The sequence below is a fragment of the Burkholderia sp. JP2-270 genome (assembly GCF_003233675.1).
GTDB lineage: Bacteria > Pseudomonadota > Gammaproteobacteria > Burkholderiales > Burkholderiaceae > Burkholderia > Burkholderia pyrrocinia_C.
On record NZ_CP029824.1, the window covers coordinates 2748378 to 2772945 of the forward strand.

Sequence of the window (24568 nt, forward strand, 5' to 3'; positions counted from 1 at the left end):
CCGTCGTCCTTATTGGGTTTCCAGTTCGCCGAGCAGCGCGTCGATCGCGCTCGCCGCATCGGTCGCGCCGCGCGCCGCGCAGGCCGCGTCGATCGCTTCCGCGCAGCGCGCGAGCGTGCGCGTGTCGAACAGCGTGCGCAGCGGCAGCGCGAGCCCCCAGTGCAGGTTCGCCTGCGCGTGGGCCTGCGTCGCGAGCAGCGAATGGCCGCCGAGCAGGAAGAAATCGCCGTCGCGGCCGATCGCGTCGACATGCAGCACGCGTTGCCAGATATCCGCGAGCGCGCGTTCGGTATCGGTCGCGAGTTCGACGGCTTCGGCCGCTTCGCGCACCGGCGCGGGCAGCGCATGACGGTCGCACTTGCCGTTCGGCGTGACGGGCAATGCGTCGAGTTCGATCAGTTGCGACGGCACCATGTAGGCCGGCAGTTGCGCGCGCAACGTGTCGAGCAGCGCCGCACGGTCGAGCGGGCCCGCGTCGCCGCGCGCGACATAGCCGATCAATTGCTCGTCGCGCACGATCACGACCGCATCGTTCACGCCGGGCGCCGCGCGCAGCAGCGCCTCGATCTCGCCCGGCTCGATCCGCTGGCCGCGCAGCTTCACCTGCGTGTCGACGCGGCCGAGGTAGTCGAGCGCACCGTCGGCGCGCCGGCGTGCGAGGTCGCCCGTGCGGTACATGCGTGCGCCCGGCACGAACGGATCCGGCACGAAACGCTCGGCGGTCAGCCCCGGGCGGCCGAGATAACCGCGCGCCAGGCCCGCGCCCGCGAGATACAGCTCGCCGGTCGCGCCGGCCGGCACCGGCTGCCATGCGGCATCGAGCACATGCAGCTGCAGGTTCGCGATCGGACGGCCGATCGGCACCGCGACCGCATTCGCATCGTCGGGGCCGCAGGTCCAGTGCGACACGTCGATCGCGGCTTCGGTCGGCCCGTACAGGTTCACGAGCGTCGCGTTCGGCAGCAGCCGTGCCATCTTCGCGACGAGCTCGGGCGCAAGCGCCTCGCCGCTCGCGACGATCAGGCGCACGCTGTCGCATTGCGCGGCGGCCGAGAAATCGTCGAGGTATGCGGCGAACGCGGCGAGCATCGATGGCACGAAATGCAGCACCGTCACGCCGTGCGCATGGATCGCGGCCGCGAGACGCGCCGGATCGCGATGGTCGCCGGGTGCGGCGATCGCGAGCTTCGCGCCGATCGCCAGCGGCCACACGAATTCCCAGACCGACACGTCGAAGCCGAACGGCGTCTTGTGCAGCACGACGTCGTCGCGCGTCAGACGGTATGCGTGCTGCATCCACGCGATCCGGTTCGCGAGCGCGCCGTGCGTGTTGCCGGCGCCCTTCGGCTTGCCGGTCGAGCCCGATGTGTAGATCAGGTATGCGAGTTGGGCGTCGTCGATGGCGATGCCCGCCAGCGCTTCTTCACCTTCCCCCGCTTCATCGGCGAGCAGGTCCGCGAGCGTCAGCAACTGCGTCGCGGCACCGTCGCCAAGCGCGGCCTCGACCTCCTCGCGCAGGTGCGCCTGCGTGATCGCGACGGCCGGCCGCGCGTCGCGCAGCAGGTACGCGATGCGCTCGGCCGGATAGTCGGGATCGACCGGCAGATACGCCGCACCGGCCTTCAGCACGCCGACGAGCGCCATCACCATGTCGAACGAGCGCTCGACGCACAGCGCGACCGGCGTGTCGGGCCGCACGCCGCGCCGGCGCAGCGCGGTCGCGATGCGCGACGTGCCGACGTCGAGTTCGCGATAGGTCGCGCGATGCACGCCGCCGTGCACGTCCGCGTATTCGAGCGCGATCGCGTCGGGCGTCGCCTGCGCCGCATCGGCGAATTGCAGGTGCAGCGGCTGCCGTTGCGAAGCCGGCCACGACTGCGCGGTGTCCTGCGCAAGCGCCAGTGCGTCGCGGGTTGCGTCGTCGGCGATCGACAGCGTGCCGAGCAGCGCGTCCGGCGTGCAGGCCAGCGCATCGAGCGCACACGCGAACGCACGGTGCCAGGTCTCGACTTGCCGCGCATCGACGCGCGCTGTGTCGTAGCCGTAGTCGATCGTCAGCGTCGCACCGCTCTCGATCACGAGCGTCAGCGCAAAATCGGTCGCTTCGATGCTGCGCACGCCGCTCATCGCAAGCGCGCGCGGATCGGCGTCGCGCGCCGTGTCGTCCACCGGGTAGTTCTCGAATACGACCAGCGTATCGAACAGTGCGCCGCCCGCGCCACGCGCCCAGCGCTGGATGTCGGCGAGCGGCGTGTGTGCATGCTCGGCCGCCGCCGCATTCTCGCGTTGCAGCTTTTGCAGCCAGTCGGCTACGCGTTGTTGCGGTGCGGGAGCGGTGATGACCGGCAGCGTGTTGATGAAGAGGCCGAGCACCGTGTCGACGTCCGCGAGCGTATCGGGGCGGCCCGCGACGGTCGCGCCGAACGCGACGGCCGGCTGGTGCGTCATCCGCTGCAGCGCGAGCGCCCACGCGCCCTGCACCAGCGTGTTGACCGTCAGCTTCAGTGCGCGTGCCGTCTGCGCGACGCGCGTCATCGCATCCGCATCGATCGTCGCGCGCCACGTGACCATGTCGGCGTCCGCGCGGTCGGCCGCGCGTTCCGCGATCAGCGTCGGCGCGTCGAGCCGCGCGAGGCGCTCGGTCCAGAAGCGTTCGTCGGCATCGCGGTCGCGCGTGCCGAGCCACGCGATGAAGTCGCGATAGCGCAGCGCCGGGCGGCTCGCGAACGGCGACACCGCATCCGGGTCGCGATAGTCGCGCAGCACGTCCGCGAGCAGGCGCGCGGTGCTCCAGCCGTCGAGCAGCACGTGGTGACGCGTCCACACGACGCGCCATGCGTCGTCCGTCACGCGGATCAGCGTAAGCCGCATCAGCGGCGGCTCGCGCCAGTCGAAACCCCGTGCGCGGTCGGCCGCGAGCCATGCGTCGAAATCGGCGTCGAGCGTGTCGCCGCGCGTGCGCCAGTCGAGCTGCTCGACCGGCATCTGCGCGTGGCGATGCACGCACTGCAGCGGCGCGGCTTCGTCGGGCATCACGCTCGTGCGCAGGATGTCGTGACGTGCGACGGACGCGTCGAACGCGTTGACGAGACGTTCGGCATCGAGCGCGGTCGCGGTCGCGACGAGCTGGTTCACGTAGCTTGCGTGGCCGGGCGCGAACAGCGCATGGAACAGGATGCCCTGTTGCATCGGCGACAGCGGATACACGTCGTCGATCGTGCGCCAGTCCAGCGGCGTGCGTTCGATCGCCGCCTGAGTGAGGCCGGCGGCCTGCGCGAGCGGGAAATCGCCCGGTGTCGCGCCGCCGCCGCGATGTGCGACGCGCGACGCGCAGGCATCGACGAGTTCCCGCAGCGCGGCCGCGAAGCGTTCGGCGAACGCGTCGATCGTCGCGCGCTCGAACTGCGGCGCGCCATAGACCCAGTGCACTTTCAGCGTGCGTGCGCCATCGCGGTCCGTGTCGAGGTATGCGTGGATCGCGAGCGTGTTGCCGAGCGGCCCCTGCGGATCGCGCTCCACGCCGGTACCGCCGAAACGCGGCACGAGCGTCGCGTCGCGCGGCGCGTCGAACTGGCCGAGATAGTTGAACGTGACGCGCGGGCGCGGGACGGCGGCCAGCGCCGCGCGCGTCGCCGCATCGCCGTAGTGTGCGAGCACGCCGAAGCCGAGCCCCTTGTGCGGCACCGCGCGCAGCGTGTCCTTGACCGCACACAGCGTGTCGCTCGCGGTCGCTTCGACCGGCAGGGTCACCGGGTAGTGGCTCGTCAGCCAGCCGATCGTGCGGCTCGCGTCCGCATCGTCGAACAGTGCCTCGCGACCGTGCCCTTCCAGTTCGACGCGGCACGATGCCGAGCCGCGCACGCCGGCCAGTGCCAGCGCGAGCGCCGCGCCCAGCAGTTCGATTGTCTGCGTGCGATAGGCCGCATGCGCATCGGTCAGCGCCGCACGCGTCAATGCCGCGTCGATCGTCTGCACGACGACGGCTGCATCGGCATTCGTCGCCGCTGCATCCGGATGATCGGGCACGAGGTCGTCGCCCTGCGCCATCCCGGCCCAGTACGTGGCTTCGGCCGCGAACGGCGACGCCGGTTCCGTCGCGGCGCGCGCGAGCCGTGCGGCCCATGCATCGGCACGCAGGCCCGGCTGCGACAGCCGGACCGGCGTGCGTTCGCACGCGGCGCGGTAGGCCGTGTCGAGATCGTCGAGCAGGATGCGCCACGACACGCCGTCGACGATCGCGTGGTGAATCGCCAGATAAAGCTGCGTCGAGCCGTCCGGCAGCCGTGCCGCGCACGCGCAGGCGAGCGGCCCGCGGCCGAGGTCGAGACGGCGCTGCAATGCGTCGAAACGCGCGAGCGCGTCGGCTTCGTCGCGTGCGGCGACTTCGACGAACGGCAGCGCGTCATATGGCTTCGCGGCATCGCTCGCGTGCCACGTGCCGTCCACACCAAGCGCGAAGCGCTGGCGGAACGCGTCGTGATGCGTCAGCAAAGCATCGAATGCGCGCGCGAACGCGTCCGCGTCGAACGGCCCGCGCACATCGAACGCGACCGACTGGTTCCAGTGGCCGCACTGCGGGATGTCGAGCGCGAAGAAGCGTTGCTGAGCCGGCGTCAGAATTGGCGCGGCAGCCGGTGTCGCCAATGCGGGTGCCGTGGCTGGCTGCGCGGTAGCAGTCACGTCCTCGGTCTTCGCGATTCGCGCGAGTTCAGCCACCGTCGGGCCATCGAACAATTGCTTCGGCGTGAAGCGCACGCCGCGCTTGCGCGCACGGGCAATCACCTGCAGCACGAGGATCGAATCGCCGCCGAGTTCGAAGAAGTTGTCGTCGCGGCCGACCTGCGGCGCCTTCAGCACGGCCTGCCAGACTTCGGCGAGTACCGTTTCGACCGCGCCCTGCGGCGCGTCGCCGGACGCGAGCGCGACCGGCGCGGCCGCCAGTTCGCGCAGCGCCGCGCGATCGATCTTGCCATTCGCGGTCACCGGCAGGCGCGCGAGCACCACGAACTGCGCGGGCACCATATAATCGGGCAGCTTCGCGGCGAGCGCCGCGCGCACGGCGGCTTCGTCGAATGCAGCGCCGTCGCGCATCACGACGAAGGTCGCGAGCCGCAGGCGGCCGTCGTGCTCGATCGCGAGCGTTTCGGCTTGCGCGACCGGGCCGGCCGCGCGCACGGCCGCACTCACCTCGCCCGGTTCGACACGGTAGCCGCGGATCTTCACCTGATCGTCGATGCGGCCGAGGAACGCGAGACGGCCGTCCGCGCGCAACCGCACGCGGTCGCCGGTGCGATACAGCCGCGCGCCGGGCGTGAACGGATCGGGCACGAAGCGTTCGGCGGTCTGCGCCGGCCGCCCGAGGTAGCCGCGCGCGACACCCGGCCCGCCCAGATACAGCTCGCCCGTCGCGCCGGCCGGCACGCATGCGCCGAACGCGTCGAGCACCAGCGCACGCGCATTTGGCAGCGGCAGGCCGAGCGGCACGCCGCCCGCGGGATCGCGCGCATCGGCGGCGATCGATACGGTATCGCACGCGATCGCGCCGACCGTCGCTTCGGTCGGCCCGTAATGGTTGATCACGCGGCAGGCCGGCGCGAGCGCGGCCAGGCGCGCAACGAGCGCCCATGCGAGCGTTTCGCCGCCCGTCACGAGCGCGTGGCGCGGCAGCACATCGGCCGGCACGCGCGCGTCGAGCAGCGCCTGCAGGTGGCTCGGCACGATCTTCAGCACGCCGACGTCGCGGCGGCGCATCTCGTCCGCGAACAGGTCCGGATCGAACGCGCATGCGGCCGGCAGCAGGTGCAGCGTGCGGCCCGCGCACAGCGCGCCGAACAGCGTCGTGTGCCCGAGATCGGCCGCAACGGTCGACACCATCGCGAACGATGCGTCCGGTGCGAACGCGAGTTCGTCGAGCATCCCCTGCACGTAGTCGGCCAGTGCGCCGTGCGACACGACGACGCCCTTCGGCGTGCCGGTCGAGCCCGACGTATAGATCAGGTATGCGCCCTGTTCCGGATGCGGTGCGACGCGCACGCCGGCCGCATGCGCGAACGTCGCGTCCTGTGCGAGCGTGTCGACGTCGAGCGGCTGAGCGTCGATGCCGGCCGGCCACGCGGCCGTATCCGCGACGAGCGCCCAGCGCGCGCCGCAGTCGGCTGCCGCCGCGGCGAGTCGTGCGGCCGGCTGTGCGGGATCGAGCAACACGGCGAGCGCACCGGCCTTCAGCACGCCGAGCAGGCCGACGACGAAGCGCGCGGAACGTTCGATGCAGACGATGACGGACGCTTCGGCGGCGACACCGCGCTGCGTCAGCGCACGCGCGATTCGGTTCGACGTGTCGTCGAGTTCGGCGAACGTCAGCGCCGCCGACGCATCGGCGAGCGCGACGCGATGCGGATACGCGGCCGCCTGCCGCGCGAACGCGGCGACGATGTCGGCATGTTCGACACGCAGCGCGCGGCCGTCGCGCGGCTGCCGCGACGCGGCCGAAGCGTCGCACGGCAGCGCGGCCGTCGCGCGTTGCGGATCGTGCGCGGCCGCGCCGACGAGCGCCGCATAGCTGTCGAGCCACGCACGCGCGGTGTCGGCGTCGATGCAGTCGGTCGCATAGGCCGCGACCAGTTCAATCCCGTTCGCGTCGTCGGTGAAATCCAGCGCGAAGTCGAAACGCGCGGCCAGATCGGGCCCCGGCGTAGCAACAGCGGTCGCACCCGGCAGCACGCTGTCGTGCCGCGCGTCGAACTGCTGCGCGAATTTCACGCGCAGCCATTCGTCGCCGCGCTTGACCGGCGGCTTCACCGCATCGACGACGCGCTCGAACGGCACGTCCTGGTGCGCGACCGCGTCGAGCGCTGCCGTGCGCGCCGCGTCGACGAGCGCGCGGAACGGCAGCGTCGGCGCCACGCGCACACGCAGCGCGACCGTATTCAGGAACAGCCCGAGCAACGCGCGCGTTTCAGCGCGCTGGCGATGCGCGACCGGCACCGCGACGACAACGTCCGTTTCGCCGGTCAGGCGCGACAGCCATGCGTCGAGCGCGGCCAGCAGCACCGTGAAGACGGTGGCCTGTGCGTCGCGCGCGAGTTGCCGCACGTCGGCCGCGACCGCGTCGGGCAGGCGCACCGACACGCGTGCGCCCTGCAGCGTGCGCGCGGCGCCCGGCTGACGGTCGACCGGCAGCGCGATCGGGCCCGGCACGTCGCGCAATGCGCCACGCCAGTAGTCGAGCTGGCGTTCGCCCTCGCCGCCGGCCAGCATGTCGCGCTGCCAGTCGGCGTAGTCGGCGTACTGGATCGGCAGATCAGGCAGCGACGGTTCACGGCCTTCCGCATACGCGCTGTATGCAGCCGAAAGCTCGTCGAACGCGCAGCGCGAGCTCCAGCCGTCGGTGATCGCGTGATGCGCGGTCAGCAGCAGGCGGTGACGGTCGTCGGCGAGCGCGGCGAGCGTCGCGCGCAGCAGCGGGCCGCGTGCGAGATCGAACGGTTCGGCCGCATCGCGCTCGGCGAGCCGCGCGGCTTGTGCGTCGCGCGCGGCCGGCGGCTGGTCGCGCAGGTCGATGTCGGCGATCGACACCGGCAGATGCGCATGAATCCGCTGCATCACGATGCCGTCGTCGTTGTCGACGAGCGTCGTGCGCCACGCCTCGTGCCGGCCGATCACGTGATCGAGCGCGCGCTGCAGCGCGTCGCGATCGAGCGTGCCGTCGATCGTCCAGTGCGCGGCGATGTGATATGCGGCGCTCGCATCACGCGTTTGCGCGAGCACCCAGAAGCGTTGCTGTGCGAGCGACGCGGCACGGTCGACATGCGGCGCGCCCGATGCGGCCGCATCGGCCGGCGCGCGGCGCGCGGAAATGGCGGCCAGTGGCTCGCCGGTCTCACGTTCCGCGCGATCGACCGTTTCGGCCAGTTCGGCGAGCACCGGATCGGCGAACAGCGTATCGAGCCGCAGGTTCACGCGCGATGCGGCGCGAATTGCGGCCTGCAACTGCATCGCGGCGAGCGAATCGGCACCCAACGCAAAGAAATGGTCGTCGCGGGACGGCGCGACGTCGAGGCCGAGCAGCGTCTGCCAGAGGCCCGCAAGTTGCTGCTCGGTCGGCGTGCGCGGCGCGGCGCCAGCGCGTTGCGTCGTGTCGCGCGCGGCGGCAATCCACTCGCGCAGCGCCGCACGGTCGATCTTGCCGTTCAACGTATACGGCAGCGCATCGCAACGCACGAACCGGTGCGGTTGCCATGCCGCCGGCAGTTGCGCGGCCACGTGCGCCTTCAGCGCCGCATCGTCGGCCGCCGCGCGCAGCGCGACGCACGCGATCAGCCGCGTCGGCCCGTTGCCGGTTTCGGCGACCACGGCCGCGTCGGCCACGGCCGGGTGCGAGCGCAGGCACGCGGCGATTTCCGCGGGCTCCACGCGCACGCCGCGCACCTGGACCTGATCGTCGAGGCGGCCGAGATAGTCGAATGCGCCGTCGTCGCGCAGGCGTGCGAGATCGCCCGTGCGGTAGACGCGCGCGCCCGGCTCGCCGTCCGGATCGGGAATGAAGCGTTCGGCCGTCAGCGCCGGGCGGCCGTGATAGCTGCGCGCAATACAGACGCCGCCGAGCAGCAGCTCGCCCACGCCATCAGTCTCACCGCCATCAATGCGCGCGACGCGCGGGCCGATCACGCGGCCGATCGGCAGCGACGCATACGCGTCGTCAGCGGCCAGCACGGGCGCCTCGCCCGGTTCGACCGGCCACAGCATCGGCGAGATTACGGCCTCGGTCGGCCCGTAGCCGTTGATCAGGCGTACCGACGGAAACGTGCGGCGCACGAACTCGAACGCCTGCTGCGGCAGCGCTTCGCCGCCGAACGCGAGCACGCGCAATGCCGGCGGCACGCCGTCGCGCGCGGCGACAGCCGCAAATTCGCGCAGGTACGCGGGCGGGAACGCGGCGACGTTGACCGATTCGCGCATCATCAGCGCATGCGCGGCGTCGGGCGCGAACGGCTGCGGCGGCGCCACGACGATACTGGCGCCGATCGCGAGCGGCGCGAGCCAGCACTCATGAGCCGCGTCGAAATTGACCGACGCGAAATGCAGCAGGCGGTCGCCTGCGTCGATCGGCAGCGCGGCCGCAAGCGCGTCGCAATGCGCGGCGAGCGGCCCGTGCTCGACGACCACCGCCTTCGGCATGCCGGTCGAGCCCGACGTATAGATCATGTAGGCGGCCGAACGCGGGTGCACGGGTACCGCTTCGTCATCGGCAACGAGGTCCTGCCCGCCCGCCGCTTCGTCAGCCGCGTCGAACGCATGTTCGAACGGCGCGCCGAGCGCCGCGCGGCCGGCTTCGTCGACGATGCAGTGCCGCAGCTGCGCATCCTGGACGATCCAGTCGAGGCGCGCGGCCGGATGCCGCGGATCGAGCGGCACGAACACGCCGCCCGCCTTCAGCACGGCCAGCAGCGCGACGAACAGCTCGCACGAGCGCTCGACGCAGACGCCGACCCGCACTTCCGCGCCGACGCCGGCCGCACGCAGTTGCCGCGCCAGCCGCGACGCACGCGCGTCGAGCGCACCGCGCGACAAGCGCAAGTCATTCTGGAAAGGTACCGCGATTGCCGGTGCGTCGGGCGCAACGCGCGCCAGTTCGCGGATTCGGTGATGCAGCGCAGTCGGGAAACTCGTCATGTGCGTGAAGTCCTTCGGTCCGGCCGCTTCGGCCAAGTCTCGGGGCCGCTTGGGGCGGCTTCACTGGTGTGACGAACGGCGCCGCCGATTTTTTACCGTTTTGCGCTCGAAGCGTGCGTGACCGTCTTTTTTTGCTGGCGCTGCTAAATATTTGCACGGCCCGTTCGTCTATCAGGAAGGAAAGCAGGAACGGGCGCCCCCGCCCGCCGCTTTCGCTTCAGTTTTTCCGTTTCCGCGTATTCGCTTGCCTTCCCTTTACCGACGTTGCCGATGACTGCTGCCCACGAGCCTTCTTCCCCGCCGTCCCTCGACGCCTCGCCCGCCCGCCCCGCGGCGCGCCTGATCCTCGCGCTGTTGCGCGAAAGCCGCGCATCGCTCGCGCTGGCGCTCACCGCGTGCGTGCTGAACGGCATCGCGAGCGTGCTGCTCGTCGCGACGCTGAACCGCGCGCTCTCGCAACCCGGTGCGGCCGATGCGTCGCTCGCGTGGCGCTTCGCGTTGTGCGCGGTAATCGCGCTCGTCACGCGGATCGTGTCGGGCACGCTGTTCGCGCGCCTGTCGCAGGACACGATGGCGCGGCTGCGCGTGCATCTCGCGCGGCGCGTCGGCGCGGCCGAGCTGCGCGACATCGAGCGGATCGGCGCCGCGCCCGTGCAGTCGGTGCTGACCGACGACGCGACCAACGTGTCGATGCTGTTCTTCGCGCTGCCGAACCTGGTCATGCACGGCTCGATCGTGTTCGGCTGCCTCGGCTATCTCGCGTGGCTGTCGTGGCCCGTGTGCGTGCTGGCGCTGGCCGCGATCATCGCCGGCTCGCTCGGTTATCACACCGGCGACCGCCGCGCGATCGCGTCGCTCGAAGCGGCCGGCCAGGCGCAGGACCGCCTGTTCGGCTATCTCGGCTCGCTGTTCTCCGGCGCGAAGGAACTGAAGCTGCACGATGCGCGCGCACGCCAGTTCGTCGACGGCCAGCTCGGCGCCGCGATCGGCGAAGTGCGTGACCACCGCCGCCGCGCGTTCAGCGCGTACGCGGTCGGCGTCGGCTGGATCATCTTCCTGTTCTACGTATTCCTCGGCGTGGCGTCGTTCTGGCCGCAGCTCGGCGTGCATGCCGATCCGGGCACGGCGGCCGGCTATGTCGTCGTGTTCCTGTTCATGCTCGTGCCGCTCGACGGGCTCCTGAACAACCTGCCGACCGTCAACGCGGCACGCGTGTCGCTCACTCGGATCGAGGGCGTGATGGCCGAATTCGGCGCGCTGCGCACGGTGCCGCCCGCGGCCGACGCGCCCGACGTGCCGCCGGCCGGCACCGTCACATTGCGCGGCGTCACGCACGCGTATTTCCACGAGCGCGACGAACGGATGTTCAGCATCGGGCCGATCGACCTGACGATCAACCCGGGCGAGCTCGTGTTCATCGTCGGCGGCAACGGCAGCGGCAAGACGACGCTCGCGAAGGTGCTGACGGGGCTCTACGAGCCCGAGGAAGGCACGATCGAGGCCGACGGCCGCACGATCGGCTGGCGCGAGCGCGCCGCGTACCGGCAGCGCTTCAGCGCGGTGTTCAACGATTTCCACCTGTTCGATGCGCTGCTCGGCATCGTCGATCCCGACGATCCGGCCCGTGCGCAGGCCGATGCGCGGGCGAACGCGCTCGTAGCGAAGCTGGCGCTCGACCACAAGGTGAAAGTGGTCGACGGCGCGTTCTCGACCCGCGCGCTGTCGACCGGGCAGCGCAAGCGGCTCGCGCTCGTCGTCGCGTATCTGGAAGACCGGCCGTTCTACCTGTTCGACGAATGGGCGGCCGACCAGGACCCGTCGTTCAAGGCCGTGTTCTACGAACAGCTGCTGCCCGAGCTGCGCGCACGCGGCAAGGCCGTGATCGTGATCACGCACGACGATCGCTATTTCGACCTCGCCGACCGGCTGCTGAAGCTCGACAACGGGCGCATCGTCAGCGACACGATGCCCGCGCGTTTGCGTGCTCAGAATGGTGTCGACGCGCTGAGCGTGTAAGCCCATTCATGAATCGATCGCCGACGCGCCGCAACGGCGGTGCGTCGGCGGTGTCGGGTTCAGAACGGAATATTGCTGGATAGCGGCGACAAGGAAAGGCCAGGGCATTGACGTCACGCCGATTACAACACCCTGCCCGTCGAAACAGCGTGATCGATGCCCGACAACCGTCCGCGCACTCAACGCGCGGCCGGCAGCTTCAGCATCGTATCGGTCATCACGTCGGCCAGCTTCAGCGCCGACATCGGTCCGCCGAACCCCCAGATATTGCGTTCGACGAGTGCGATCCGGCGGTCGCGCAGCGCGGGCACGAAGCGCCACACCGGCGAATCGAGTTTCGCCGACAGCGGCACGTCCATCCCCGACGCGGTCACGAACAGCACGGCCAGGTCGCGCTGCGTGAGCAGGTCGGCCGACGTCACGTACAGCGTGCCTTCCCGCGTCGGCTGCTTCGGCCACGGATCGAGCCCGAGCGCACGCGCGAGGCCGGCCGACGTGCTGTTGCCCGTATAGGCCCAGTAACGGTCGGGCAAGCCGAGATCCTGCAGCAGTGCGATGCGCTCGCCGTTGCGGCCCGCTGCCGCGAGCCGCGCCGCATTGCGCGCGATCCCCGCGTCGAGTTGCGCATCGACCGCCTGCGCACGCGCGTCGCGCCCCGTCACCGCGCCGATCGTCCGGAAGATCTGCCGCATCCAGTCGAGCTGCGTGACGGGCACGCCGCCGTCGGAAACATTCGGGCTGAACTGGAACAGGATCGTCGGCGCGATCCGGTCGAGCGCGTCGAAGATCGGCGCATGCCGGAAGCCGACGCCGATGATCAGGTCGGGCTTGACCGCCGCGATCGCCTCGAGCCCCGGCTCCTGCCGCGAACCGATGTCGGTCACGTGCGCGAGCCGGTCGCTCTGGTAGCCGAGCCAGCCCGGATAGAACGCGGTATCGGCCATCCCGACCGGCACGAGGTCGAGCGCGACCACGCTTTCCGCGAACATGAAGTCGAGCGCGACCACCCGCTGCGGCCGCGCGGGCATCTTCAGGCTCGCCTGCGACACGACGGGGTTGCCGGCCAGCGACACGACGCCCGGCGTGCCGGGTGCGCCGCCGGCGACGGCAACCGCACCGGCCGACGCGGAAAACACGCCGCAGCACGCGGCACCGAGCGCGGCGAGTGCGCCCAACGCGTGCCGGCGGCCGGCATGCGTCACCGGATCGCGTCCTGCCCGGCGAGCGCCGCGTCGTCCATCGTCAATAGCAGGGGGCAGCTTCCACACAGTTGCGTTTCTCCAGGAATTTCGTAGCGCAGGCAGCACACGCGGCGCGCGCGGAACGGCGTCGGCAGCAGCGGCGAGCGCGGCACGGCGTCGCGCACCGGCATGCGTAGCGGATTCGGTTCGCACGCGAAGCACGTCGAGCCGAACAGCCAGCCCGCGTCGCGCACGGGATCGGCCGCGCAACGCAGCGAACGACAGGTGTCGAGCAGATAGTCGAGCAGATTGCCCGCGTTGCTCCACAGCACGCGCGGCGTAACGCGGCCCATCGCTGCGAGCAGATCGATCACCGCACCGAGATGCGCGACCAGCCCCGCATAGCGCGGCGCGGGATCGTCGCACGGCGCGCCGAGCGCGTCCGCCGCGAAATACAGCGCGGCGGGCATCCCGTCGTCGAGCGCGACGAACGTGCGTTCGGGCGTCATGTCGAGCGGCCGGCCGAGCGTCAGCGCGGCGACGACACCCGCCGGCCCCGCGCGACCGAAATAGTATTTGCTCCATTGCGAGATCAGCGCGCGCGCATGCTGTGCCGGATCGCCGCCGTAATGGCGGACCATCGCGTCGAGCACGGCATCGCGATGCTCGGGCAACGCGCTGACGGGCACGACGATGCGGCCCGGCGCGTACGCGTCGTCGGGCATGCCGAGCCAGACGACGTCGAGGTGTTCGGCGAACGGTTCGGGCGCGAACGCCGAGAAGCGCGTGGCGCGCACGCCGTCGAGCGACGGCGTCATCGCCCCGCGCGCCGGGCGCGGCGCCCCTCGAGGATCAGCAGCCCGAGCAGGTACGGCGCGCCGATCAGCGCAGTCAGCACGCCGGCCGGCACTTCGCGCGGCGCGACGACCGTGCGCGCCGCGAGATCCGCGGCACCGAGGATCAGCGCGCCGCACGCGGCCGCGAGCCACAGCCGCGTGCGATGCCGGCGCGCGCCGAGCATCGTCGCGACGTGCGGCGCCATCAGCCCGATGAAGCCGACCGGCCCGACCGCCGCGACGGCCGCGCACGCGGCGAGCGTCGCGATCGTCAGTGCGAGCGGCCGCAGCGCGGCCACCGGCAGGCCGAGCGCGGCCGCCTGGTCGTCGCCGAGCGCGAGCATGTCGAGCAGTCGCGCAAGCCACGCGAACACGGGCACCGCGAGCACGCACCACGGCAGCAGCATCGACACCTCGCCCCAGCTGCGGCCATAGGTGCCGCCCACGAGCCATACGACGAAGCGCGCGGGCTGCACGCTTTGCTGCGTGATCAGCCATTGTGCGAGCGTCGTCCACAGCGCGCCGATCACGATACCGGTCAGCGCCACCGCGAGCGGCGCATAACGATGCCGGTGATTCAGCGCGAGCGTGATCGCGAGCGACAGTCCGCCGCCGATCAGCGCGGCCGCCGCGAGCGTCACGTGGCCCATCAGCGGCCACGTCGACAATGCGAACAGCGTGACGAGCCCCGCGCCCTGCGTGACGCCGAGCACTTCGGGGCCTGCGAGAGGATTGCGCACGACGCTCTGCATCGCGACGCCGCTCACGGCCAGCAGCGCGCCCGCGAGCAGCGCACACAGCAGGCGCGGCATGCGCAGGTCGATCAGCATCCGCGCGAGCGCATCCTGGCCGGACAGCGCGGCGGACCAGCGCGCGGGCGACAGCCATTCGGGGCCGGCCGACACGCCGACCAACACCACCAGCGCACCGGCCACGACGAACAGCGCCGTGCGCAGCGGCCAGCCAAGCCGTTCGAGCCAGCCGACGAGCCGCGTCGAGCCGCCGCCCGCCGTACGTTCGGCATCCGCATGCAGCACGCCCGACCACGCGGCGCCGCGCCGGATCATCGCGAGCATCAGCGGCGTGCCAATGAGCGCGATCGCGACGCCGGTCGACAGCGTCGCGTCGAGTCCCGACGCGAGCACCGCGCTGTCGGTGACGAGCACGAGCGCGCCGCCGGCGAGCGCCGACAGCGGCACCAGCACGCCGAGGCGCGCCGCGCGCGCACCGCGCACCTGGCGCAGCAGGTTCGGCGCGACGAGGCCGACATACGACAGCGGGCCCGCGATACTGACGGCCACGCTCGTGAACGCGACCGCGACGAGCGTGGCGGCGAGCCGCGTCGCATCGACGCGCACGCCGGCCGCGGCCGCCGCATCGTCACCGAGCGTGAGCGGGTTCAGCGGCCGGATCACGAACGGCAGCGCGACCAGCGGCACGACGAGCCAGCGCGCGGCAAGCGCGAGGCCCGTCGCGCCCGGCTGGTAAAGGCTGCCGTTGGTCCACAGCGCGGCGCCCGCGATGTTCTGCTCGAAGAACGCGAGCACGAGCGTCGACAGCGCCGCGAACAGCAGCATGCACACGCTGCCCGCGAGCACGAGCCGCAACGGCGTCGCGCGCCAGCCGCCTGCCGCGACGATCGCGACTGCAGCGGCGGCCAGCCCGCACACGAACAGCAGCGGCACCGATGCGACGCCCGCCAGTGCCGGCACGAGCATCGCCGCAAGCAGGCCGAGCTGCGCGCCGCCGGTCACGCCGAGCAGGTCGGGCGACGCGAGCGGATTGCGCGTGAGCGACTGGAACAGCGCACCCGCGATGCCGAGGCAGCCGCCCGCGACGAGCGCGGCCGCGACACGCGGCAGGCTGAGGTCGAACAGGAACACATGCGCGAGCGCGGCGCCGTCACTGCCGGGCGCCGCCGCCCACCACACGCGCAAATCGGGTGTGACGCGCAGCGCCGCGAGTATCGCGATCAGCGCGACGAGGCCGATCGCAATCATGCCGGCCCGGCCGGTGGCAGAGCCCCGCCCCGTCGCCGCGAGGCGCTTGCGCATCGCGAACGTCGTCATACGGCGAGATCCCGATCGAAGACGCCGGCCGCCTGCGGCGCGCCGGCCGTCGACGGCCCGTAGGCCGGCACGCACATCGGCGCACCCGTCTGCGGATGCGCGAGCTTCAGCATCTCGACGCCGAACGCCGCGCGCAGCCGCGCCGGATCGAGCATCGCGTCGGGCGAGCCCTGCGCGACGAGGCGGCCCGCGCGCATCAGCACGATCTCGTCGCTGTACGCGGCCGCCTGGTTCAGGTCGTGCAACACCCACACGATCGTCAGCCCGCGCGCGCGGTTCAGCGCGCGCAGCGCATCGAGGATGTCGAGCTGGTGATGGATGTCGAGATAGGTGGTCGGCTCGTCGAGCAGCACGATCGGCGCCTGCTGCGCGAGCGCCATCGCGATCCACGCGCGCTGGCGTTCGCCGCCCGACAGCGCGCCGACGTCGCGACCCGCGTCGTCGGCGAGGCCGCTGGTCTCGAGCGCCTCGTCGATCGCCGCATGGTCGGCGCGCGACAGGCCGCGCAGGAAGCCGCCGTACGCGTAGCGCCCGTACGCGACGAGTTCGCGCACCGTGAGGCCCGACGGAATCTGGTTGAACTGCGCGAGCATCGTCAGCTCGCGCGCGAGCGCGCGACGGCGAAACGACGCGAGCGGCGTGCCGTTCACTTCGACATGGCCGGCACGCGCGGGCTGCAGGCCCGCGAGCGTGCGCAGCAGCGTGCTCTTGCCGCAGCCGTTCGGCCCGCACAGCGCGGTCACGCGGCCGGCCGCGATCGACAGGTCCAGCCCGTCGATCACGACATGGTCGCGATAACCCACCGTCAACCCGCGCGCGGCAAGCGCGGCGGTGCTACGCGTCATCGGTCCTCCGCTCGGTCGCGCGCGGGACCGTGTAACTCTGCGCCATTGCGACGACGACCTTGCGCGGCCCCTCGAACGGGTCGCGCGCATGCGCGGTCAGCATGTTGTCGAGCATCAGCACGTCGCCCGTGCGCCACGGGAACACGATGCGCTGCTGGTCGAGCACGCCGCGGATCTGCGCGAGCGCATCGGCCTCGAGCGGCTCGCCGTCGCCGTAGTACACGTTGCGCGGCACGTTCTCGATCCCGACCGCATCGACGAGCGCTTCCTGCATGTCGTCGTCGAGCGCGGACAGATGAAACAGGTTCGCCTGGTTGAACCACACGCGGTCACCGGTGCGCGGATGGTGCGCAACGGCCTGGCAGCGTTCGCGCGTGCGCAGCAGCAGTTCGCCGTCGTCGTCGGTGCGCCACGCGCATTCGATGCCGCGCGCCGCGCACATCCGCTCGACCTCGGCCGGCTCGTCGGTGCCGAACGACTGCTGCCACGGCAGGTCGAGCCCCTGCCCGAAATTGCGCACGTACAGCAGCTCGCGCCGCTCGAAACGCGCGACGAGCGCCGGATCGAGCGCACGATACACGGCGCGGCTGTCCGCGATCGGCGTCGCGCCGCCCTTGGGCGCCGCGAGCGCGCAGTGGAACCAGATCCGCAGCGGCCATTCGCGCGTATACGACTGCTCGTTGTGCAGCGGAATCGCGCGGTGCGGCGGGTATTCGGTCGACGTGTAGACCGCGCCTTCGACCTGGCTGCGCGGCGTCGACGCATATTCATAGCCGATCAGCGGATCGCCGAACGATGCCGCGAACTGCTGGAACGCGTCGATCGACGGCACGTGAAAGCCCGTGAACAGCACGCCGCCCGCCCGTTCGAGCGTGTCGGCCGCGATCTCGCGCGCCAGCGGCGCGACTTCGTCGATCGACATCCCGTCGCTGCCGCGCGGCGACACGACGGTGGGCAGCCCCGGCTCGATATGCAGGTCGTCGAGCGTCGGCAACGAAAGCAGGGTCATGCAACGTCCTCTTCAGGTAGTGCGCCGGAACCCGGCGCAGCGGGTCACGAGGCGCGCGTCGCGCGCTCGCCGTCCATTGCACGGCGCAGGCTCGCGGGGCGCATGTCGGTCCAGACGGTTTCGATGTGCGCGAGACAGTCGGCCTTCGGGCCGCGCACGCCGACCTCGCGCCAGCCGGCCGGCACGGGCCGGAACGTCGGCCAGATCGAATACTGTTCTTCGTCGTTGATGACGACCGTATAGACGAGATCGTCGGTGTCGGCGGAAGGCGTCGTGGCTTGCGTCATGATCGGAAAAAAGCAGGAGACGGTTGAAGGATGCGAAGCGACGGATTTCGCCGCTCCTGTCTGATAGACGATTGGCCGGCGCGTTTTTTTACCGGCGCCGCGCGCGGCCGCCCAGGAACACCGGGCACGCGACGCCGCGATGGCACGCGTCGAGGCATTCCGCGCAGTGGCGCTCCGCGTCGCGCACCATGAAATGCACGAGCGTCTGCGATACGTTCAGCGCGCGCGCGGCGGTCTGCAGCGTCTCCTCGCGCAGCCGCACCATCTCGAAGGCCGCGCGGCTGCGTGCCGGCAGGTCGTCGAGCGCGGCCCAGACACGCCGCAGCGTATCGCGCGTCATCAGCGCGGCTTCGGGCGTCGGCTCGGGCGACGGCACGTCGAAGCCGTCGTCCTCTTCCGTGTGATAGACGTTTTCGAGGCTCTGCCGGCGGCACGCGTCGATCGACGCATTGCGCACCATCCGCGTCACGTACGCGACCGGCTGGCGCACCGCGTCCTGGTTCGGGAATTCGACGAGTTTCACGAATACGTCGTGCACGACGTCCTCGGCACGGCTCGCACAGCCGACGAAGCCGCGCGCGACATTGACGAGCATCGCACGATGCGAAATCAGCACGTCGAGCAGCGCGCCCTGCGCGCGGGACTCCGCCGCACGGCGCGCGCGCGGTGCGGCGCGCGACGGCAGGTCCGGATAACTGCCGAGGAACGGGTTCGTCGTTGCCGCCGTGGGTCGGTCGAGCACTTCCGCCATCGCCATCGATCTGCTCCGTCAAATTCTGAGATAGCGCAATTTAACGTAAACGCAAATCATTCTCAATCCGATTACCGGATACCCCTTCCGGCTGTCAGGATTTGTCTGAACAATTGACGGGATCGTTGTTCGAGCGAACGCGATCGTGCAATGCCGGCGCCGGCTTGACGGCTTGCGGCCGACCGTCCGGCGCCGGCCGCGCACGCATGCGTCAATAGATGAACAACCGGATCGTCGCCGTCGCATCGAATCGCCCGATCTTCGGCGGCCCGAACGACTTCAGCACCGCGTCCATCAGCACGCTCTGATTCATCACGTTGGACGGAAACTGCGTCAGCGTGAACTGTTCGTTGAACGGAATCGCCTTGCCCTGGCTGTCTTCGATGCCGATGCCGAAATTGCTGTCCTTCGCGGGTACCAGCAAACCGTTCCGAACCGGATAGCTCGTTTCGAAGTACCCGTCGACGCGCACCGCGACGTTGCATTTCTTGGTCAGCGACAGCGAGAATCGCTTGCGGGGCACCGCCGGCAGGAAGCCGTTGCCGACCGCCTGCACCTGTCCGAAATTGACGATGCCCGGTTCCGGCGTCACGAGTACGTCGACGAAGCACGGCGTCGGCTTGAGGTTGCGCAGGCCGCTCAGGCGGTACTGGAAACTCGTGCCGAATGCATTCAGCCCGAACTCGCCGTCGAACTGGAACACCGTATAGATGTCGCTCGGCGGCTGAACCCAGTTGCCCTTCTTGCGCACGACGACCTGATAGTCGATGCTGATGCGCGTCTGCTGGCAGCGCCCGCGGTCGAAGTCGTACCTGCTGCACGGCGGCACCGAATACCCGGTAAACACCCCACCGCCGCGATTGCTGGTCTTGTCGAAATAGTCGACGCCCTTGTAGCGGATGCCGATCTCGAGCCCCCATGCGGCAGGGTTCGTGCGATTCGGATTCGCGTAGAAGTAAATGTTGTCGACGACTTTCAGGCTGCCGTCGTCACCCAGGTCCTTGTAGCAATACCCCGACGTCGTGCGCACCGGCGACACCCAGATCACGTAGCCGTCCGGCGCGTCGGTCGGATACGACGCAACGCCGCCGATCGGCTCGGTCAACGAAGTCGCGCCGCTGTTGGTCAGGCAGCGCAGCGCCCATGCGGGCTGCACGGCCGCGACCAGCAGCACGAGTACGACCCAGCGCAACCATGCCGCCGGCGATTCCCGATGACGCACTCCCCCGCTCATTTCTTCACGCTCTTGCAAGCTCCCGCCTCGCACGCATACTCGACCGCCACCTGGCCGCCGTAATCGTCGATATGCGTGACGAACAGCGTCGACGGCGTCGCGGCCTTGAACGGCACGTCGGCCGTGCTCATCGGGCTCACCATCACCGGCTCGATCGGCACCGGCGTCTTCTGCGCGCCCGAGCTCACGTCGACGACCGTCACGTGATACGGCGTCGGGTTGTCGAACACCAGCTTGTGCGCGGCCGTGTCGACGCGCAGCGTCATCGGCAGCGTCCAGTCCTCGTCGCGCGCGGGCTGCACGGCCTTCGGCCGGTAGAACAGCTTCATCTGCGTATGCAGCGCGATCTGCAGCGTGTTCGGCGTATCGGTCTTCGGCGGCACTTCGCGGATGTTCAGGTAGAACACCGATTCGCGATCGGCCGGCAGTTCGGTGCCCGGCAGCTTCGCGATCCGCAGCACGTTGCGCTCGTTCGCCTCGACGCGCTGCAGCGGCGGCACGACCATCAGCGGCGACGTGATCTTGTTGCCCTTCGCGTCCTCGAGCCACGACTGCACGAGATACGGATACGTCGTGCTCTTGTTCGTGATCGTGACGATCGCGGCCTGCTCGCCTTCGTTGAAGATCACGCGCGTGCGGTCCGGCACGATCGCCGCATGCGCGGCACCCGCGAGCAACGCGCCGGCGGTCGCGAGTGCGCACGATGCGCGGCGCGGGAAGGAAAGGGAAAGAGAGTTTTTCATCGCAGGATCCGTGGATTCATCGTTCGACCCGTGCGGCCGCTGCGTGCGACTCGCCGGGCGTCTGGCACGTCACCGGGATCGGCGTGCCTTCGAGTTGGAGCTGGTTCGGCAGCGCATCGACCGTGCAGAGCGTGCGTTCGCCCGCGCGCACCGCGAGCGACGACTTCGGCTGAACCTGCGTCAGGAACGCCGCACCGCCCTCGCCGACGATGCCGAGTTCCTTGCCGTTCGCCGCGTCCTGCACCGATGCACCGAACGGCAGCGGCTTGCCGGCCGGGTCGGTCAGCGTCAGGTACAGGTTGCTGCCGCGCGCGGCGGCGAACTTCACGAAGCCGATCGCGCCGTCGGTCAGCACCATGCGCTGGATCGGGTTCGTCACCTGCACTTCGAGCGGCAGCTTCTCGACGTTGACGGTCGCGTCGTACACGTTGTACGGCGAGATGCCGTCGAGCACCGCATAGCCGCGCGAATCGGTATGCGTGAGCGTGCCGGACAGCGGCACGTCGGGCACGCCGTCGGTCGACACCAGCAGCCGCGTATCGCCCGCGTTGCCGTTCGCGTGCGCGGACACGCCGTACTGCGTCGCGACGAACGAACCGTCGACCTCGAGCGACGCGGCCGCATACGCATTGGCGAGCGTCGACGCCTGTGCCGTGAGCTGGTACGCCGACGAGCGCTGGCGGAAGCTCGCGTTCGCCGATGCGCGGCCGTCGGTCGCACCCGCGTTGACCTGGTAGGTGCGGCCATCCGGATCGTCGTAGATGTAGCCCGCGTTCACGCTCGTGCTGCCGCTGCCCGTCGTCAGGTTCGACGTGACGGTGTGGCGGCCGCCGATCGGCAGCGTCGCGGTGACCGAGAACTGGTTGCCGCTCGCGCCCGCGCTCTGAGTGCGAAACGCCGACACGCTGACGTTCAGGTTGCGCAGCGCGCCGATCGAGAACGCACGCGTCAGCGTGAGGCCGACGCGCTGCTCGGACGAGCGCGCCCAGTAGGTCGTCTGGTCGTACGAGAAATAGGTCGACGTGTCGCCGAAGCGCTTCGACATCGTCGCCGAGTAGCGCTGCTTGCTGTTCGCGAGGCCGTACGCGGTCGGGTCGCCCGTGAACTGCGCGAAGTTCGTGTAGTCGCGTTCGGAGAAGCGGTAGCCGAAGAAGCGCACGTCGGCGTCGAGCCCGTCGAAGTGCTTCGAGTAGTTGACGCGGTACGAGTTGCCGTTGCGCGTCGCGCCGTTCCACCACAGGCGCGCCCGCGCATGCGTGACGTCGGCCGACACCGCGCCGAACGCGCCGAAATCGCGGCCGACGCCGAGCGCGATCGACGTATAGCCCGATGCGGCGATGAAGCCGCCGTACACCGTGACGTCGAGCGGCAGGCCGTACGCGATTTCGCCGAAGCCGAAGAACGGCGTGATGCCGGCGCCGCCGAACAGGCGCGGCTTGCCGACGGCGGCCTTGTAGCGCAACTGCCCGGTGCGCGCGAGGAACGGCACGGCGGCGGTCGTCACCTGGAAGCGCTGCACGCTGCCGTCCTCTTCCTCGACCGCGACGTCGAGCGTGCCCTGCACGCTCGTGTTGATGTTCTGCAGCGCGAACGCGCCCGGCGACACGCGCGTCACGTACAGCACGCGGCCCGCCTGCGACACGGTCACGGTCGCGTTGGTGCGCGCGACGCCTGCGATCAGCGGCGCATAACCGCGCAGCGAAGGCGGCAGCATGCGGTCGTCGCTGCGGATCGACGCGCCCGTCAGCGCGAACGTGTCGAAAATGTCTGAGCTCAGGTAGTCGTCGCCGAACGTCACCGTCGACTGGATCGACGGCAGCGCGCGAAACGCGTAAAGCCGGCTGAAGCGGAACGTGCGGTCCGCGTACGCCGTGTTGCCCACGTTCGACTGCGCCTGGTAGTCGCCGCGAAAGCGCCATGCATCCCAGTTCGCGCCGATCGTCCCGTAGGCCTGGATCGAATTCGTCTGCCCGCCGCCCGCACCGAAGTTGCGGTTCGTGTTCGCGATCACGCGATAGTCGAGCATCGCGCCGGGGATCCCTTCGGACCAGCGCTCCGGCGGCAGGTAGGTCGAATCGGTGAATTCGAGCGCGGCCTGCGGAATCGTGATCTTGAGCCGCCCGTCGCTCTTCAGGTAACGCACGGTCGCCCCCTCGATCGCACCGAGGTCGACGCAGCGTCCGCCCTGGAAGCGCGGCAGGTCCTTCGCGAGCGACGGCTTCAGCCCGAACTGCGCGACGAGCTCCGGCCGCAGGCACGGCTTGCCCGCGCCGGACGCGTCGACGGCGATGAACTCGACGGATTGCAGCCCGTAGAACAGGTCGTTGACCTGCACGTCGAGCATGTACTCGCCCGGCAGCGTGAAGTCGGCCTGCGAGAACTGCGACAGGTCGACATTGCTCGTTCCGTCGATGTCGAGAAACGACGCATTGAATTCCGTCGCATGGCTCTGGCTGCCGACGACCAGCACGGAGACGCAAAGGAAGGAATGTCTGATTCGCACGCGGCGCTACCGGAAGTCCGAGGAGAAGGAAACAGGAAGGAAAGAAGAAGGAGGAAGGGATGCACGCACCCCTCCTCCGATACGGACGCTTACTGGTAGCGGACCGTGAAGTTCGCGACGCCGTCGGCGGTACCCGGCGTCACGCCGGCTGCCGTCGCTTCGTACATCGCTGCGAAGCGTGCGATGTTCGTGCCGTTTTGCAGCACGGTCGGGGCCTTCTGCTCGGCGCCGTTGTCGAGGTATTCACCCGACGCGGCCTGCAGGCGGATGCCGACGTTGGTTGCCGAACCGATCGTGGCGAGCAGCTTCGGCTGGCCAGCGCTCGACGTGCCCGTGAACGTGAAGTAGGCGTTCTGCGCGATGCTCGTGTCGCAGTCGGTCAGCTTGATGTCGAAGTTGGTCGGCGTGGACTTGTCGCCTGCCTGCTTGAACACGTTGGTCGGCACCTTGCCGAGGTTCACGGTCTGGTTGACCGAGCCCGAATCGATGCCGCATGCGCCCGCGACGATCTCGCCCGTGAAGTTGATCGTGCCGGTGCCCGCTGCGAAGGCCGAGGTCGACAGGGCCGCGAGTGCGACAGCGGTCAGGAGGGATTTTTTCATGACGTTTCCGTGAGAATTGCAAAGGGAATGGACGACGTGGCGGATACAAAAGGCAGCGTGTGGTTGGCTCCCGTCCGTCACGAGGCGGCATTATCGAGATAGTCACGAAAGTTTTTTGTAAATCATTGTTAAATGTCTCTGACAATGTTCGATTCACACCCAGCAAATCACATTTCCTCCCGGCAATCTTCAATCCACCCGGTTTATTCCGAAACACTCTTTTGCTCCACGGAACCGATTGAAGATTAACGATATTTTTCTCAGATAATCCACACACCCTCCTCGCCCTTGCTGGCATTGGTTCACACAGGACTCAATCCGAAAGAGACAAAACATTATCCAATTCCGCCATCGTTGCCGGACGGCAACACCGACATCAAATCATTTTCAACTGACAGGAAATTAACTCCGACTTTCACCAACCCTGATCCGTTGCGCAAACGATTGCGAAAAGAATGCAAACGTTTTACCGCGACGCTTTGCCATTCTCATTAATTCCAATACACAAATTAATGCGACCGTCAATTACCGATCGAGAATCAGGCATTTGCGCGGCCGTCGGCACGCGATGTGCGGGTCTGGATGGACGAGATGAAAAAGGAAGATGCGCGGCGCACGTTTGCGCCGGGTGGCGACACGATCGGTCGCCGGATGCCGGCCGTTCCGGAAGTTCTCCTTCCGCACTGCCGCGGGATGCAAAACGGTCTGGATGACTTGCCCGAAGGCGGAAGCTAGCGCCGATAGCGATCGGCGATACAGCGGGCAACGATGTCGATCGAAACGGCGGCCGCAAGTCGAATCGTGCGGCCGCCGTTTCGTT

General features: G+C 69.5%; 14 protein-coding genes. 2 read left to right on the forward strand and 12 right to left on the reverse strand.

What is annotated here, in order from left to right:
- Positions 1 to 9 precede the first annotated feature (9 nt).
- Positions 10 to 9672 carry a non-ribosomal peptide synthetase gene (locus DM992_RS12985; protein WP_111017111.1) on the reverse strand — a complete coding sequence of 3221 codons (9663 nt, stop codon included), beginning with the start codon at positions 9670 to 9672 and terminating at the stop codon, positions 10 to 12.
- 270 nt (positions 9673 to 9942) lie between these two features.
- Between DM992_RS12985 and DM992_RS12995 the strand changes: the two genes are divergently transcribed.
- The gene (locus tag DM992_RS12995) at positions 9943 to 11688 is read left to right on the forward strand and encodes a cyclic peptide export ABC transporter (RefSeq protein WP_111017112.1); all 1746 of its coding nucleotides are present in this window, start codon (positions 9943 to 9945) and stop codon (positions 11686 to 11688) included.
- 179 nt (positions 11689 to 11867) lie between these two features.
- On the opposite strand, the gene DM992_RS13000 is transcribed toward DM992_RS12995, so the two are convergent.
- From DM992_RS13000 to DM992_RS13050, 11 genes are all read right to left on the reverse strand, one after another.
- The gene (locus DM992_RS13000) at positions 11868 to 12890 is read right to left on the reverse strand and encodes an iron-siderophore ABC transporter substrate-binding protein (protein ID WP_111017113.1); all 1023 of its coding nucleotides are present in this window, start codon (positions 12888 to 12890) and stop codon (positions 11868 to 11870) included.
- On the reverse strand, positions 12887 to 13687 hold the full coding sequence (fhuF, locus tag DM992_RS13005; RefSeq protein WP_111017114.1) for a siderophore-iron reductase FhuF: 801 nt from the start codon (positions 13685 to 13687) through the stop codon (positions 12887 to 12889). Before fhuF ends, DM992_RS13000 begins: the two co-directional genes overlap by 4 nt.
- The gene (gene fhuB / locus DM992_RS13010; protein ID WP_111017115.1) at positions 13684 to 15774 is read right to left on the reverse strand and encodes a Fe(3+)-hydroxamate ABC transporter permease FhuB; all 2091 of its coding nucleotides are present in this window, start codon (positions 15772 to 15774) and stop codon (positions 13684 to 13686) included. The genes fhuF and fhuB overlap by 4 nt, the downstream gene beginning before the upstream one ends.
- Positions 15771 to 16619, reverse strand: coding sequence for an ABC transporter ATP-binding protein (locus DM992_RS13015; protein WP_111017116.1), 849 nt, complete (start codon positions 16617 to 16619; stop codon positions 15771 to 15773). Before DM992_RS13015 ends, fhuB begins: the two co-directional genes overlap by 4 nt.
- On the reverse strand, positions 16609 to 17628 hold the full coding sequence (locus DM992_RS13020; protein ID WP_111017117.1) for a TauD/TfdA family dioxygenase: 1020 nt from the start codon (positions 17626 to 17628) through the stop codon (positions 16609 to 16611). The genes DM992_RS13015 and DM992_RS13020 overlap by 11 nt, the downstream gene beginning before the upstream one ends.
- A gap of 44 nt (positions 17629 to 17672) precedes the next feature.
- The gene (locus DM992_RS13025; protein ID WP_006753776.1) at positions 17673 to 17915 is read right to left on the reverse strand and encodes an MbtH family NRPS accessory protein; all 243 of its coding nucleotides are present in this window, start codon (positions 17913 to 17915) and stop codon (positions 17673 to 17675) included.
- Between the two features lie 88 nt (positions 17916 to 18003).
- Positions 18004 to 18672 carry an RNA polymerase factor sigma-70 gene (locus DM992_RS13030; RefSeq protein ID WP_111017118.1) on the reverse strand — a complete coding sequence of 223 codons (669 nt, stop codon included), beginning with the start codon at positions 18670 to 18672 and terminating at the stop codon, positions 18004 to 18006.
- Positions 18673 to 18877: 205 nt separating this feature from the next.
- Complete coding sequence (locus tag DM992_RS13035; RefSeq protein WP_111017119.1) at positions 18878 to 19900, reverse strand: fimbrial protein; 1023 nt, start codon at positions 19898 to 19900, stop codon at positions 18878 to 18880.
- Positions 19897 to 20643 carry a molecular chaperone gene (locus DM992_RS13040; RefSeq protein WP_111017120.1) on the reverse strand — a complete coding sequence of 249 codons (747 nt, stop codon included), beginning with the start codon at positions 20641 to 20643 and terminating at the stop codon, positions 19897 to 19899. The genes DM992_RS13035 and DM992_RS13040 overlap by 4 nt, the downstream gene beginning before the upstream one ends.
- Positions 20644 to 20659: 16 nt before the next feature.
- Positions 20660 to 23113, reverse strand: coding sequence for a fimbria/pilus outer membrane usher protein (locus DM992_RS13045; protein WP_111017121.1), 2454 nt, complete (start codon positions 23111 to 23113; stop codon positions 20660 to 20662).
- A 122-nt stretch (positions 23114 to 23235) separates the two neighbouring features.
- Positions 23236 to 23748 (reverse strand): fimbrial protein, encoded by a 513-nt coding sequence (locus DM992_RS13050; protein ID WP_034184132.1) that lies wholly within the window; start codon positions 23746 to 23748, stop codon positions 23236 to 23238.
- Positions 23749 to 24339: 591 nt separating this feature from the next.
- Here DM992_RS13050 and DM992_RS41655 point away from each other — a divergent pair.
- Entirely contained in the window at positions 24340 to 24483 is a 144-nt protein-coding gene (locus DM992_RS41655) for a hypothetical protein (protein WP_162631648.1), read from the forward strand.
- Positions 24484 to 24568 lie beyond the last annotated feature (85 nt).

Coding starts and splice junctions, on each gene's coding strand:
- DM992_RS12985 (WP_111017111.1), bottom strand. CDS start 9,672: ATGACGAGTTTCCCGACTGCGCTGCATCACCGAATCCGCGAACTGGCG.
- DM992_RS12995 (WP_111017112.1), top strand. CDS start 9,943: ATGACTGCTGCCCACGAGCCTTCTTCCCCGCCGTCCCTCGACGCCTCG.
- fhuF (WP_111017114.1), bottom strand. CDS start 13,687: ATGACGCCGTCGCTCGACGGCGTGCGCGCCACGCGCTTCTCGGCGTTC.
- fhuB (WP_111017115.1), bottom strand. CDS start 15,774: ATGACGACGTTCGCGATGCGCAAGCGCCTCGCGGCGACGGGGCGGGGC.
- DM992_RS13015 (WP_111017116.1), bottom strand. CDS start 16,619: ATGACGCGTAGCACCGCCGCGCTTGCCGCGCGCGGGTTGACGGTGGGT.
- DM992_RS13020 (WP_111017117.1), bottom strand. CDS start 17,628: ATGACCCTGCTTTCGTTGCCGACGCTCGACGACCTGCATATCGAGCCG.
- DM992_RS13025 (WP_006753776.1), bottom strand. CDS start 17,915: ATGACGCAAGCCACGACGCCTTCCGCCGACACCGACGATCTCGTCTAT.
- DM992_RS13030 (WP_111017118.1), bottom strand. CDS start 18,672: ATGGCGATGGCGGAAGTGCTCGACCGACCCACGGCGGCAACGACGAAC.
- DM992_RS13035 (WP_111017119.1), bottom strand. CDS start 19,900: ATGAGCGGGGGAGTGCGTCATCGGGAATCGCCGGCGGCATGGTTGCGC.
- DM992_RS13040 (WP_111017120.1), bottom strand. CDS start 20,643: ATGAAAAACTCTCTTTCCCTTTCCTTCCCGCGCCGCGCATCGTGCGCA.
- DM992_RS13050 (WP_034184132.1), bottom strand. CDS start 23,748: ATGAAAAAATCCCTCCTGACCGCTGTCGCACTCGCGGCCCTGTCGACC.
- DM992_RS41655 (WP_162631648.1), top strand. CDS start 24,340: ATGAAAAAGGAAGATGCGCGGCGCACGTTTGCGCCGGGTGGCGACACG.